The 13,432-nt window shown below is 39.9% G+C and carries 12 protein-coding genes; 5 read left to right on the forward strand and 7 right to left on the reverse strand.

Annotated features, from left to right (window positions below; translation table 11 throughout):
- Window positions 1-97: 97 nt before the first annotated feature.
- On the forward strand, window positions 98-808 hold the full coding sequence (gene deoD, locus AAEY97_RS01185; RefSeq protein WP_059746461.1) for a purine-nucleoside phosphorylase: 711 nt from the start codon (window positions 98-100) through the stop codon (window positions 806-808).
- A 76-nt stretch (window positions 809-884) separates the two neighbouring features.
- On the opposite strand, the gene AAEY97_RS01190 is transcribed toward deoD, so the two are convergent.
- A complete protein-coding gene (locus AAEY97_RS01190; RefSeq protein ID WP_162022533.1) occupies window positions 885-1,577 on the reverse strand; it encodes an AhpA/YtjB family protein in 693 nt (230 codons plus the stop codon).
- 162 nt (window positions 1,578-1,739) lie between these two features.
- On the opposite strand from AAEY97_RS01190, the gene serB reads away from it, so the two are divergent.
- A complete protein-coding gene (gene serB, locus AAEY97_RS01195; RefSeq protein ID WP_350995928.1) occupies window positions 1,740-2,726 on the forward strand; it encodes a phosphoserine phosphatase SerB in 987 nt (328 codons plus the stop codon).
- 118 nt (window positions 2,727-2,844) lie between these two features.
- Complete coding sequence (locus tag AAEY97_RS01200) at window positions 2,845-3,753, forward strand: alpha/beta fold hydrolase (RefSeq protein ID WP_350995931.1); 909 nt, start codon at window positions 2,845-2,847, stop codon at window positions 3,751-3,753.
- A gap of 150 nt (window positions 3,754-3,903) precedes the next feature.
- On the opposite strand, the gene AAEY97_RS01205 is transcribed toward AAEY97_RS01200, so the two are convergent.
- Window positions 3,904-6,288 carry a PilZ domain-containing protein gene (locus AAEY97_RS01205; protein WP_350995934.1) on the reverse strand — a complete coding sequence of 795 codons (2,385 nt, stop codon included), beginning with the start codon at window positions 6,286-6,288 and terminating at the stop codon, window positions 3,904-3,906.
- Window positions 6,289-6,716: 428 nt separating this feature from the next.
- On the opposite strand from AAEY97_RS01205, the gene radA reads away from it, so the two are divergent.
- Entirely contained in the window at window positions 6,717-8,096 is a 1,380-nt protein-coding gene (gene radA, locus AAEY97_RS01210; protein WP_101085709.1) for a DNA repair protein RadA, read from the forward strand.
- Window positions 8,097-8,182: 86 nt separating this feature from the next.
- Here radA and AAEY97_RS01215 read toward each other — a convergent pair whose 3' ends face one another.
- The 4 genes from AAEY97_RS01215 to ubiU all read right to left on the reverse strand — a co-directional run bounded on the left by AAEY97_RS01215 (window position 8,183) and on the right by ubiU (window position 12,377).
- A complete protein-coding gene (locus tag AAEY97_RS01215; RefSeq protein ID WP_101085707.1) occupies window positions 8,183-8,548 on the reverse strand; it encodes a PilZ domain-containing protein in 366 nt (121 codons plus the stop codon).
- Window positions 8,549-8,704: 156 nt separating this feature from the next.
- Window positions 8,705-9,982: a YjiH family protein gene (locus AAEY97_RS01220; protein WP_502959423.1), complete on the reverse strand. Its 1,278-nt coding sequence runs from the start codon at window positions 9,980-9,982 to the stop codon at window positions 8,705-8,707.
- Between the two features lie 442 nt (window positions 9,983-10,424).
- Window positions 10,425-11,366: a U32 family peptidase gene (locus AAEY97_RS01225; RefSeq protein WP_350977746.1), complete on the reverse strand. Its 942-nt coding sequence runs from the start codon at window positions 11,364-11,366 to the stop codon at window positions 10,425-10,427.
- A gap of 9 nt (window positions 11,367-11,375) precedes the next feature.
- The gene (gene ubiU, locus AAEY97_RS01230; protein ID WP_101085701.1) at window positions 11,376-12,377 is read right to left on the reverse strand and encodes a ubiquinone anaerobic biosynthesis protein UbiU; all 1,002 of its coding nucleotides are present in this window, start codon (window positions 12,375-12,377) and stop codon (window positions 11,376-11,378) included.
- 140 nt (window positions 12,378-12,517) lie between these two features.
- Here ubiU and ubiT point away from each other — a divergent pair, with 140 nt between their 5' ends.
- On the forward strand, window positions 12,518-13,015 hold the full coding sequence (gene ubiT, locus AAEY97_RS01235) for a ubiquinone anaerobic biosynthesis accessory factor UbiT (RefSeq protein ID WP_350995940.1): 498 nt from the start codon (window positions 12,518-12,520) through the stop codon (window positions 13,013-13,015).
- A 160-nt stretch (window positions 13,016-13,175) separates the two neighbouring features.
- Here the strand turns inward: ubiT and AAEY97_RS01240 are convergent, their stop codons facing one another.
- Entirely contained in the window at window positions 13,176-13,427 is a 252-nt protein-coding gene (locus tag AAEY97_RS01240) for a YfhL family 4Fe-4S dicluster ferredoxin (protein WP_059746450.1), read from the reverse strand.
- Between the last annotated feature and the right edge of the window lie 5 nt (window positions 13,428-13,432).

A 13,432-nucleotide genomic window follows, 5' to 3' on the forward strand; every position in this document is an offset into this window, starting at 1 on the left:
TTTTCAAACGACGGTTCTATATAAAGTTTAATGGCTTTGCTAAACTGTAAACATGACTAAGCAATACAAAATAAAATAGAAACATAGGGGTTATAACATGGCTACACCACATATTAATGCTGTTGAAGGTGCTTTTGCTGAAACGGTACTTTTTCCAGGCGATCCGTTACGTGCAAAATATATTGCTGAGACATTTTTAGAAAATGTTGAGCAAGTGACTGATGTACGTAACATGCTAGGTTTTACCGGTACCTATAAAGGTAAGCGTATTTCTGTTATGGGTTCAGGTATGGGTATCCCATCTTGTTCAATCTATGCACACGAACTTATCAAAGACTACGGTGTTAAGAACTTAATCCGTGTTGGTACTTGTGGCGCAATCAGCACTGACGTAAAAGTACGTGATGTGATTATCGGTATGGGTGCATGTACTGATTCTAAAGTGAACCGTTTACGTTTTAAAGATAACGATTTTGCTGCAATTGCAGACTACAGCTTGCTAAGTGCTGTTGTTGATTCAGCGAAAGCGCACGGCACTAAAATCCGTGTAGGTAACGTTTTCTCTGCCGACCTATTTTATACTCCAGATCCTCAAATGTTTGATGTTATGGAAAAAATGGGTATTCTTGGCGTCGAAATGGAAGCAGCTGGTTTATACGGTGTAGCACATGAATTAGGCGCCAAAGCGTTATGTGTTGTAACGGTATCAGACCACATTCGTACCGGTGAGAAGACGACCTCTGATGAGCGTCAAACAACATTCAGCGACATGATCATCATGACTTTAGATGCAGCGTTAACACTGTAATTTAATCGTTAGTCATAAAAATGGGCACTCATTGAGTGCCCATTTTTTATGTTTGTCATTTCTGTCAGCAATCTCTCTAGGCAGGAGGATCTTGTTTTACATCTTCTGACTCGTCTGCTTGCGTTTCGTTTGAAGCGAGCAAGGCCGATTTTTTAGGTTTTTTACGTAATTTAGCTTGGGCTTTTCGGCGGTCAAAATCGGCACGTTTAAATGAAAGTGCCCGTGATAATAGTAAACCAATAAAGCCAGCTACAATTAACATCATCTGCTGTAATTGCATGTTCTGTTCATGCAATATTTTTATTTCGTCGAAAAATATATCAAGATTTAAACGTACTTCAACGTAACCTAAATTGTTGTCGTCTTGAACAACGTTCTCAATCAGGGGGGGATATGGTTTTAATAAGCCTTTTAATATTTCAGAGTCGGCTTCTAAGTTTTCATAAGACACACTTTGGGCAAAGGCTAGCCTTACACCTTGTGAATTATAGATATTCACCGACATCACTTTAGGATCAGCAGCAAGTGCTGATGCTAACCATTGCAGTTGCTCATCATTTTGTAAAAACATTGCTGGAGCCGCACCATTAGCGGCTTGCTGTGCTAATAGCCTTGCCATCACTTTTGTTTGTGAATTTAATAATTTTTGACCATTACGTAAACTTGATTGCCACAAGTACATTAGGCCGAAGATCAGTGCTATTGCCACAATGATTTGCACAATTCTGCTAATTTTTTGCCTTTTCTTAAGACCTTTAACAAAAATCACTTTAATCCTCAGTGTTTTTTCTATTTAATTGGAGGCTGTTTTAGGGAGTTCTTTTACCGAGCAACCATTCTGTGCTAACCCAATTACAGAGAATTATCAAAAAGCTATACTAATCGAAAAATTTGTCAGTAGATAGTCGTAACATACTAAGAGGCCGTATTGATGCTTGAACAACGTGATAATGTTTTATTAAATTTTTTATTTTCAGATACTTGTGAGACATATCAACATTTAGGCTGTGTGTTATATCGTTATCAAGAGTCAGATTATTTACTTAACTTACAATCTCAGTTACCGTATCGTTGTCGAGTTATTTTTAGTGCGCAATGCTCAACAGAGATAGAAGCCTGGTTATCTTCAATATCAAGCGATACTCATATCGCAAGGCTTGACAGGCAAAACGATTTATTTGGTTTAGAACTGTCGGCTCAAACTGCTAATGACGGGTGGGTCGCGTCATTTCCTCAAAATATACCCGCCGAAATTGTACTCATTCAACAGCCATTAGCACGGTTAAACCAACCCGGTTTATTAGTGATGGATATGGATTCTACTGCCATTCAAATTGAATGTATCGACGAACTCGCCGCTATGGCTGGCGTGGGTGAGGAGGTAGCAGCAGTTACGGCAAGTGCTATGCGTGGTGAATTGGATTTTGAACAGTCTTTAAGACAACGAGTCAGTAAACTTGCTGGTGCTGATGCCTCTATTATTCAGCAGTTGTGCGATACCTTGCCTTTAATGCCTGGTCTTGAAGTGATGTTAGCCGAGTTAAAAACGCATCAATGGAAACTGGTTGTCGCTTCTGGTGGATTCACACCATTTGTGGGCCATTTAAAAACATTACTTAATCTTGATGCGGCGTTTGCCAATGAGCTGGTTATTGTTGATGGTAAGCTAAGTGGCGAAGTGACAGGTGAAGTAGTAGATGCTCAATACAAAGCTAATGTGATTAGTCAATGTGCTGAACAGTGGGGCATTCCATCAGGTCAGCGAGTGGCAATTGGTGACGGCGCTAATGATATTCCGATGATCCAAGCTGCAGATTTAGGTGTGGCATTTCATGCTAAACCTAAATTAATTGCTGCTGCTGATGCATCGATACTAAATGTCGATTTACGAGCATTAGTGTTTTGCCTACAACTATAACGTTTTGATGTTTACCTTTATGAACAAGGCTAAATATAGAATTATTACTCTATTCTAGTTGTATTTCATGGCAGTAATGTTAGTTTTATATTTATAATCACTAACATAACTGCCTATTTTGACTATCGATATCCTCCAAGATTCACTTTTTATACCATACAGAGATGGTCAATTGCACCTTCGGCATATTCGTCCTTCATTGCCGACAGCCCTAGGTATTCCTATTTTGATGTTGCATGGGGCTATGTCTAATGGCAGAGTGTTTTATAGCAGTTCTGGCCGTGGTTTAGGCTGTTTTTTAGCTAACGCTGGTTTTGATGTTTATGTGATGGATACCGCAGGACGAGGCTTAAGCGAGCCTAAAATTCACCGTGACTTTACGTTGGGACAAGGAGAAGTCATCCGTGAACAATTGCCACTAGTGCAGCAGTTTATTCTACAGCGTCATCCTTTGGTTAATAAAGTACATTGGTGTGCCCATTCATGGGGCGGGGTGTTAATGGCCAGTAGTTTGGCTCGTTATAGTCATTTACAGTCTAGTATTGCATCGTTATTAACCTTTGGTTCCAAACGTACTATCAAAGTGAAGTCATTTAAAAAATGGCTTATGGTCGATTTTTTCTGGAATCGTTTTGCGCCTTTTTATATTGGCAGACAAGGCTACTTTGATGCCTGTCGACTCCGTGTTGGTATGGATAATGAGAGCAGTGCATCATTATTACAAACGATTGATTGGGTGCGAGGTGATTGGGTTGATCATGATGATAATTTTCACTATGCAGAAGCCGCAACTAAAGCGGTATGGCCACCGGCATGGTTTATCGCTGGTAAAAATGATCACGTATTAGGCAATCCGTCAGATGTACGCGATATGATTGATGAATGTGGTTTTAGCCAGGTTAAGTACACTTTACTCGCCAAAGAAAAGGGCAATTTATTGGATTATAATCATGCTGGTATGTTGACTGAACGACAAGCCGAGCAAGATCACTTTGTACAAATTAAACAGTGGTATTTATCAATGTGAGCCAAGTTAGCTGTATGGGAATAGTAAGTGGTTATTAACCTATTCTCTGGTTACTTAATCTTTGACTAGCAAAAAATGCAGATTTGAACTAAATCCTTCTTATCGATTTATGCCATAGCTTATCACGAGTAGCGGTTTCTGAAAGATTGCTTAGGCTAGTATCATTAAGCTTGGAAAACGGATTTCAACTTCAGTAGTAATATCTAATAGCTCACCCGAACCGATAACTCTCCATAATTGTTCTTCTAATTGCTTTGCACGGTGATTAGCATGAATGTGGATATATTCTAGCTCGCGTCGAATATAACTCATATCGGGCTTTTCAGTTGCTCCTATATACACCCTTAACGCCATGAAGCGACCCACTTTTTTACTTTGGGTAATAAATTGAATTTGTTGTTCTCTATTACCCAGTTCTGATTTAAGTTTACATTGGATCTGCACTGCACCTCTAGGGTGGCGGGTGAGTTGCATAAACACTTCAAAAAAGGCCATATCATGAGTGGGTTTCATTAACTTGATAGGGTCTATGATGTGTTGTTTTAATACATTGTTGTCTAGTAGTGGCTTTAAATTGTATTGCAGTACCTTATCGCTGTCTTGAGCAAATAAATGGCTTATTTCATCAGTCGTGGTACCAATACCTATGTAAGCCATTTGTGCCGCTTTTACTGTTTTTTCGATAAAATATGGCACTCCTGGCAATTGGCGCATCACGAGATTTTTCATACCATCAGCCAGTTCTTTTTTCTGGCCTTCGTTGTCTGATAATTGCTCGAGTTTTTGTTTATTGTGAGCAATTAATTTACTTAAAAACTCAACGCCTTCATGCGGGGAGTGGCCAATGATGGCACTCAAATGTAAAGTTGCACCATTCATCCGGCTGCGAATTAGCTGATAAGGTAAATTCGATAAATTAGTTTTTCCAGCAGCGGCTTGCAGGCGTGGAAATGATAATGTAACCGGACCCGGTTCGTTGAAATTAGCTGATTTATCTAGAGTCAGTTGTAAACCTCGACTCGAAATATCATGAGTAATACCAGTGGTCTGTTTATCACCTTGTTGAATTGTGACTAAGGTTTTAAAGACGAATCGAGCCTCATGGCGCCGCTCACTAAATGGCATTGATACTTTTTTGATGCTGTGTTGTTTTATTTTTGCTTGAGAGAAAATCTTTAAGCCATTCACATCAGATTGATCAAACCAGCATTGATAGTCTTTACGAGCTTCCTCGTTGGTTAAATCAATAAGTTGTAAAGTATGACTAAATTGAGCTAATTGTTGCTCAGTGAGGGCCGCATAACGAGCATCATCCCCCGGTAAGGTGGATGTTTTATAGTTTTTGCTATGATCAATAGGCTGCATTACAATTTTAAATACGCGCCAGCTGGTTTTTGTCGACGCAAAACCTAAAAAGAGATGTATATTTTTGGTCGCTTTAAGCTCTGCTAAAGTAGCAGAATAAAAATGTAATTTACCATTGGTGTTATGGATAAAACTGAATAGATAACAATGCTCATTATTATCTGTGTTTTTAATCATTTGGGTTAAGCGACGGGTATTAATAAAACTCGGTAACTGACTTATTTCATTTTCATCTTGAAAGTAATGTTGGATTGGTTTGTTGCCTCTACCCAATAATTCGTAGTTTACGAGTGGTTTACCTTCAATAATGGAAACGAACAGAGGTAAATGTGTTAGCAGAGGTAAGTAATGTCGTTCATAGCCTAACCCGGTAGCGGTAACGATGACGTCGTTGACATCGACTTTATAACGGAACTTATAACCTCGGATAAGCTGTGATAACAAGGTGTCTAATGCTTCTCCACCACCCAATCTTTTCAATCTAAAAATAGCACTATCATCTTTGTTTTGAATATCCACTATTTGATATTCAACACCATGCTTTAGATCATCTAGATAAAATTCATCGCTGAGTTCAAGTAGTTTTACTCGCAAAGGTTTATCTTGGTCTAAATGATGCTTTAATGGCAACTTAATGCGAGCGCCGCCGACAGATAAATCTAGCGTTGCGCCATTGACTTCGGTTATGCCTTGCTGAGAAACCATAATTCGAATGCTATAATTCATTCGTTCTTCACAGCGATTAAAGTAGCTGCCAAGTACAACACCAGGCACTAAAAATGGATTTTCCTCGTCGACAACCTCAATTGAAACATTTTCTCTGAGTTTCAGACGTCGCAGTTTATGCGCTTTTATAACGTGCTCGTATACACCTAAGGTATATTTGTTGCGGTATAATGGTAGTGCTTGTAGCAGTGCATCTTTAGCGGGTTCGTCTAGAAAATATCTTTGGTTAGCGATGACAACTTCTTCGCATGGCAGTTCCGTTTTATCTCGTAAATCTATAATTCGTGTACATAAAGATGAGATACGGTTTAGCTCCATTTTCAATAGAAAACGGGTTGAATTAGATTCGTCAACGGTTAACTGTTCAAATACGTCCTGAAAATCAGGTTCCATGATCAGTGGTTTTAGTTGTTCGATTAATGCCCTGTGGTTATCTAAACTCATTATTTTATCGTTTTAAATGCTTATTGTGAGCCTGGCTGATAATTTTATCGGCAAGAAAGTGCTGATCTTTATAGTAATATACATTTCAATGTTGTTCGATAGGTATGCACAAATGATATCGTTGTTAATTACTCAGAAACGAAGACTAACATAGCGTATTAATGGTAATGCTGTATTGATGTAACGTTTGTTTGTTGATTTTTACAGTTTGTTTACATGAGTGTGGACAATATTTTAATCATTGGCAAGACTCTGACTAAAGATCGTTGTTATTATTATACTTATGAGTTGCCTAAACCGTCATATTTGATTCGTTCGATGTGAGGTTTAGGCAGTAAAGAAATTTCTAACAATGATGCTTTATTGATTCGTAGACTGAGTGACATGGGTCATAAAAGTACTAATTGATTTGCAACCTAGGAACTAACATGGCGAAAGCTCCAAAAATGGCATTTGTTTGTGACGATTGTGGCCTGGATTATCCGCGTTGGCAGGGACAGTGTCGTTGTGGTGCGTGGAATTCTTTGGTGGAAATGAAACTGTCGGCCTCAAAGAGTTCAACTTCACGTTCATCGGTATTGGGATACGCTGGTGCTGTGGGGGGGGGCTCTAAAAAACTCAGTGAAGTTGAATCACAAGATGCCGAAAAAAGACTGACTGAAATCGGTGAATTAGATAGAGTGCTCAGTGGTGGTTTAACGACGGGATCGGTGAATATTATTTCCGGTGACCCAGGAGCTGGTAAAACAACATTACTGTCTGATTTGGTTGCTCGGATGTCACAATCTATGGCTTCACTGTACTGTACTGCAGAAGAATCATTATCTCAGTTCAAAAACCGTGTTAATCGTTTAAAGCTTAATTACAACGAAGATAACTTGTTTCTGCTGTCTGAAACCAGTGTAGAAGCCATTATTGAAGAATTAGAAGCCAAGCAAATCAAGTTTGCTGTCATTGACTCTATTCAAGCGGTTGTCACCGATGCGGCCAATGGCAGTCCGGGGTCGCCTTCACAAGTTAAAACGGCGGCTCAAGCATTTACTCAATATTGTAAAAAAAATAATGTCACCATGTTCATTATTGCTCACGTAAATAAAAATAACGAAATAGCAGGCCCGCAAACCTTGGTTCATATCGTAGATTCATTGCTACATATCGACACCAACGACGGGCAAATTCGTACCTTGCGCGCCAATAAAAACCGTTTTGGTGATGTTGATACCGTGGGGATATTCCGCATGAGTGAACGCGGTATGATCAGTGTTGATAACCCAAGTGAAATATTTTTATCGGGTTCAACCACCGAATCGCCGGGCTCGACCATCACTTGTATTCGTAAAGGTAACCGTAATTTACTATTGGAAATACAATGTTTAACCACCGAGACTGAATCTGAGTTTCCACAACGAGTGTGTGTGGGCTTAAACATGAATCGGATTAAAATGTTAACCGGTATTTTACGTAAGCATACTAAAACCAAAATTTTTCATGATACATTTTTTAATATAGTGGGCGGTTTAAAAATTGATGAGTCAGAAACCTGCATCGATCTAGCGCTTGTTACGGCATTACTGAGCAGTTTAAATGACTTTGTCGTGCCAAGAACCACTTGTATTATGGGCGAGTTGAGTTTGAATGGCGATGTGCGCCCAATTGATAGTGGTGTGCCGAGAGTAAAAGAAGCTGCACAACATGGTTTTACAGAGATTTTTATCCCATTTCGTAATTATCACAAAACCATGGAAGGGCTTGGGGCAAAAATTATTCCAGTGAAAACTATCCATGAGCTGCTTGAGTTAATTAATTAACCCTCGATTGCTAAAAGCAAAACTTGAGCATAAAAAAGGTAAGTCATTGACTTACTTTTTTTGCATTTTACGGTATATCTGAAAGCTTAAGGCGCTGGAGTGATTAACGACGTAAGCTCACGATCTAATAACTCAGCATCGCCTATGTTGAGTTCAATAATTCGGCGCAGGTGGGTAATGCTGTCAACGTCAATGTGAGTACACTTTAAGCCCAGGTGTTCTGGGGTTTTATGGACAATTGCCGCTTCCATTTTGAGTTCAATATCAGAGTCGGGTAACACAAACTCTAAGGTTAAAATGCTATTGAGTTGACCTGTATACCCAGATGGTAATTCTACTAATGCACCGTTAAGACTTAAATCTAAAATTTTAGTGCGCCAAGTTTGTTCTGTTTGCGCGAGATGAGCACTGGCTGCAAAAAAAATACGAGAAAATTTACGTCTGTCGTCCATAGTTTGCCCTTAGTAATCAATATCGCAAGACACATAGTCAGTGTTTATTGTTTAAGCATACTCGATTTATCTCGATTACGCTGAGAATATTTAGTTTAAAAAAGGAGCGCATTGCGCTCCCTGGTTATTTTGAGTGGTTATATATACTGACTTCAACTAAATGAGTAAATGACCCATTAATGCAATAATCGGTAGTGTTACTAAGGTTCGTAGAATAAAGATAACGAATAGCTCAAAAAAGTTAACCGGTATTTTACTACCAATTAAAAGAGCACCTACCTCGCTCATATAAATAAGCTGAGTAACCGATAAAGCAGCAATAACAAAACGGGTCAAATCTGATTCTATAGAGCTGGCCAAAATGGATGGGATAAACATATCGGCAAACCCTACCACAATCGTTTTCGAGGCTTCGGTGGCTTCTGGAATATGCAGCAGTTCTAACAGCGGAATAAATGGCATACCTAAGTAATTAAAAATAGGCGTATGCTCAGCCAACACTAATGCGACGGTACCTATAGCCATAACAACAGGGATAACCCCGAATATCATATCGACAACGTTTTTAATCCCTTCCGTTAGCACATGCTTAATGCCACCTGCAGAAGATGCGCGTTGCATTGCTTGATCAAATCCCCACGAAAACACACCATGATTGGCTGGGATCGTTTCGTCATCTTCATGGCGAGGGGTATTATCAATATACAGATCTTTCTTCCATGATAGCGGCGGTAATTTAGGGACTATTATTGCAGCAACAAAACCAGCTAAGCACACTGTCAGATAGAACGGCACAAACAAGTGCTCAAGTTTGACCTGTGATATCACCACTAAGCTAAAGGTTATCGATACGGCAGAAAAGGTTGTACCAATAACAGCAGCTTCACGTGCAGTATAGAAACGGGTTTCGTATTGTTTGGTGGTCATTAAAATGCCCACACTGCCATCACCTAACCAAGATGCCATGCAGTCAATAGCACTGCGACCAGGTAAATTGAATATTGGGCGCATTACTTTGGTTAATAATGTGCCAAAAAACTCCAATAAACCAAAATTGAGCAATAGCGGTAATAACATGCCAGCAAAAATAAATACTGAAAATAGTACAGGTACTAAATCATTCAGAACTAAGCCACCCGTGGCCGATGAAATAATCGCTTCGGGGCCCACTTGCCAATAAACCATGACGATAAAAATTGCGCCTAGAATGCGCACCGCTAACCAAAATAAATTCACTTTCAGTAAAGTGCGTAAAAAAGTACTTTTACGCACGAATTTAGGATTAATGAGCTGTGTCAGTAACGAGGCCAATGCCATTAATACTACAATGCAGGTAACAATAAGCTGAATCGAACTGCCCATTTGGCTTTGCAACGCTTTTGAGATGATTGCAATCGGAATGGTAATCGAACCTTCGACATTGATAGGCGTCATAAACAGTAACAAGCCAATCAGTGACGGAATAATAAAGGTGAGAATTGTTTTAATGTTATGTTTTTTATGTGTCACGTTAAATACACCTTACTTATGTGTTCTAAGTTGGCCAGCTGTGCTACCCAACTGTTTATTATGGACCAAAATTGAATGTCCATTCAGTTGTTTTTTTGGGTAGGCAAGGTTACCCCCTTATTTGCTGTATGTAAAATGATAACTTAATCGAATAGATATTAGTTAAATGTGAGTAGATATTTACTTTAAGAAATTGTCGGGGTATATGGTTAAAATCTAATTTAATCAGCCTGTTGAAACTTTGTTGCGGGTGTGTGTTATCTTTGGATCTAGCACTTTTTTATGGTTTGTATGCCATTAATAAACATGGATATGATGACGGTTCATGACCACTTTTATTAATGGCTATCAAGTAGCGTTTATAAGGTTAACGCGCTGGAGTATTGGGCTCAAGGGAATAGTCCATGCCCGGTAACCCTAACCAATAGCCATTGCAATGATGATTGATAATCGATGCCTGTTTATTGTCGTTAAACTGTTTATTAATTAGCGATTTACTATTAAGCGGCTCTTCTGTTATTTGCGCTAATACATGAGCAAGTTCTGAACCCATCGTTATATCGGCTAATTTATTGGGGGATATACGCCAATAATCAATCCCCATGTCTATCATTTGTGGAATTTGGTTAATCAGGTTTACCTGCGCCGCAGATTGAGTTTGAATGCCATTTAAGCGGAGTAACGGTTGTGACTCTTGAGTTTGAGCCAGTAAGCCTTTGCTATGGCGTTGGCAAATAGTTTGACACTTATCTTTTGGCAATTGGTAATGTTTGGCGGTAAAACAGCGTGCAGAATGTGCCAAGGGTAAATAGCCGTGACCGAGCACCTCTATTTCAAAAGCGGGTTTATCGCCTTGATTGATGACGGTGTTTAACCACTGCTGTGATAATTCACAAGGCATGACAAAACGATACATCCCTTTTTGGTGCAATAAATCAAGACTGGTCCGATTGTAATTATTGATTGTTGGCCCACACACAAAGGGGACTTTCGCTTGGTGCGCATAATGTACTGCAGCCATATCATTCGCTTCGATACTAAAATCACCATTATCAATAGCTCGTTTCAGTTCATTAAGCTCAGATTGCGCTTCTATCAAAGCCATGGTTGATAACACCACATGTTTGCCATGAGACTTAAGCATATTGGCGAGATCTAGGTAGTCGTTAAACTTCAGTTCACGGCGGCGGCTGCATACGGTTTCACCTAAATAAACGCTATCGATGTTACTCAATGCTACTTGCTGATAAAAGTGTTCAACGTCAGATTTTGACCAGCAGTAACTAATTGGAGCGAGAGATATTTTCATTGTAAAACCTTATTGCCATTGACGCTCATAAGCGCCCAATGTAGTGATTTGTCCTTCGGATACTTTTGCTAACGCTTGCGACCATTGTGGTTGCTCGCAAAAAGACTCGGGGTTGGCTAAATAAGTGTCGATAGCGCTACGCCAAACGTGGGTGACTTGGCTGACGTAAGCAGGGCTTCGCTGACGTCCTTCTATTTTAAGTGATTTAATTCCCGCTTGGGCGAGCTCGGGTAACAAGCTTAAGGTGTTTAAACTAGTAGGTGACTCCAGTAAATACTTTGCATCATGATCGTACTCAGCAACATAACGGCCTTTACAGACCACTGGATAACCCAGTTGTTGGTTAGCATCAGCTTTATCGATTAATACATTATTGAGTCGGGTCAATTTATCGCTGCCAGAATCTTGCCAGCGCACATGATTAGCCGGGGAACATGAGCCGCCGGTATTAGGTGATTGTCCTGTTACATATGATGATAAATGGCAGCGTCCTTCAGCCATGATGCATAAACTACCAAAAGCAAATACTTCAAGCTCAACAGGGCTCACTTTAGCTAAATCTCTAACCTGTTTAATCGACAACACTCGTGGCAATACTGCTCGTTCGATATTAAAAGCTTGTTGATAAAATGACAGAGCCCCTAAGTTTGTGGCGCTGGCTTGTACCGATAAATGTAGCGGAAGGTGCGGATAATGCTGGTGGGCATAATCGAGTAATGATAAGTCAGCTACGATGAGGGCATCCATTTCTAATTGTGCGGCTAAATCAACGGCCTGATACCAGCGCTGTTCTTCGCCGGGTTTCGGAAAAGTGTTAAGGGTTAAAAATACCTTTCGCCCTTGGCTTTGGGCCAGTTTTGTCGCTTGTGCCAGTTGTACTGCAGAAAAGTTTAGACCTGCAAACGAGCGCGCATTAGTGTCATCTTTTAGTCCGAGGTAAACCGCATCAGCGCCAGCGTTCAGAGCGGCTTTGAGCGACGCTAAATTACCTGCAGGGCATAAGAGTTCCATGTTGGTGTTCTCATTTTTTTCAAAGAACAGGAGTGTAAATGTGATTGAGTTAACATGATTTGATTTAAAACAGGTTTCGTTAGATAAATTGCCAGTAAACTGACTTGATTATTGGTTCAATTTACAAGTAGGTACTCTCGATGGCTCACGCATTTACACAACAATTATCGGCGCGCTTGTTACATTTTGCGCCTCAAGTAAGCCGTCGCTCGCTAAACTTGATGCCTGAAACGTTAAAAATAATCGTCATTAATAAGCTGCTTAATTTAGTGTTTGCGGAACAATTGAAGGCAGATGAACTCCATTTTCTCAAACAAAAGTGGGTAGGCATTTGTGTTGATGATATTGGTTTGCGTTTTGAGGTGGGTGTCGAACAACAACTACGAGTGCGTGCTTTTACTCAGCCTGATGTGACATTAAGTGCCAATGTGCCTGAGTTAATTTTGGTTGCAGCAGGCAAAGAAGATCCCGACACGCTATTTTTTCAGCGTAAATTACGTATAGAAGGGGATACAGAGTTAGGGTTAGAGGTTAAAAATTTATTGTTGTCTATAGAGTTAGATAACTTACCCAAACCCGCTCGGATCGGCATTGAGCAACTGGCAAAAGTATTACAAACATTAACAGCCAGTGAATAGTGATGGTGTTATTTGACTATAAAAATCGGCGCATTAAGCGCCGTTTTTGCAGATACTAGATACTAGATACTAGATACTAGATACTAGATATTAGATATTAGATATTAGATGCTAGGTACCTAGGCACTATATATTAGCTCTTAGTTGCTCAATCCTGAGGTTACACATTGCCCGTGAGAGCAGCGTATTTTAGTAATAGCGCATCATGTGACTCGACATGTTTTGGGTCGGGATCGATACAATCTATAGGACAAACAGACACGCAAGTTGGCTTGTCGTAATGACCGACACATTCGGTGCACAACGAAGGATCGATTTCATACACCTCTTCACCCATAGTAATGGCCTCATTAGGACATTCGGGTTCGCACATATCACAATTGATACAGCTATCGTCAATGATTAGTGCCATAAAAA

This window comes from Shewanella sp. TB7-MNA-CIBAN-0143 (genome assembly GCF_040310065.1).
Lineage (GTDB): Bacteria > Pseudomonadota > Gammaproteobacteria > Enterobacterales > Shewanellaceae > Shewanella.

Excerpts from the sequence above, each read along its gene's own strand:
- deoD (WP_059746461.1), top strand. The coding sequence starts at position 98 with ATGGCTACACCACATATTAATGCTGTTGAAGGTGCTTTTGCTGAAACG.
- serB (WP_350995928.1), top strand. The coding sequence starts at position 1,740 with ATGCTTGAACAACGTGATAATGTTTTATTAAATTTTTTATTTTCAGAT.
- AAEY97_RS01205 (WP_350995934.1), bottom strand. The coding sequence starts at position 6,288 with ATGAGTTTAGATAACCACAGGGCATTAATCGAACAACTAAAACCACTG.
- radA (WP_101085709.1), top strand. The coding sequence starts at position 6,717 with ATGGCGAAAGCTCCAAAAATGGCATTTGTTTGTGACGATTGTGGCCTG.
- AAEY97_RS01215 (WP_101085707.1), bottom strand. The coding sequence starts at position 8,548 with ATGGACGACAGACGTAAATTTTCTCGTATTTTTTTTGCAGCCAGTGCT.
- AAEY97_RS01220 (WP_502959423.1), bottom strand. The coding sequence starts at position 9,982 with ATGACGCCTATCAATGTCGAAGGTTCGATTACCATTCCGATTGCAATC.
- AAEY97_RS01225 (WP_350977746.1), bottom strand. The coding sequence starts at position 11,366 with ATGAAAATATCTCTCGCTCCAATTAGTTACTGCTGGTCAAAATCTGAC.
- ubiU (WP_101085701.1), bottom strand. The coding sequence starts at position 12,377 with ATGGAACTCTTATGCCCTGCAGGTAATTTAGCGTCGCTCAAAGCCGCT.
- ubiT (WP_350995940.1), top strand. The coding sequence starts at position 12,518 with ATGGCTCACGCATTTACACAACAATTATCGGCGCGCTTGTTACATTTT.
- AAEY97_RS01240 (WP_059746450.1), bottom strand. The coding sequence starts at position 13,427 with ATGGCACTAATCATTGACGATAGCTGTATCAATTGTGATATGTGCGAA.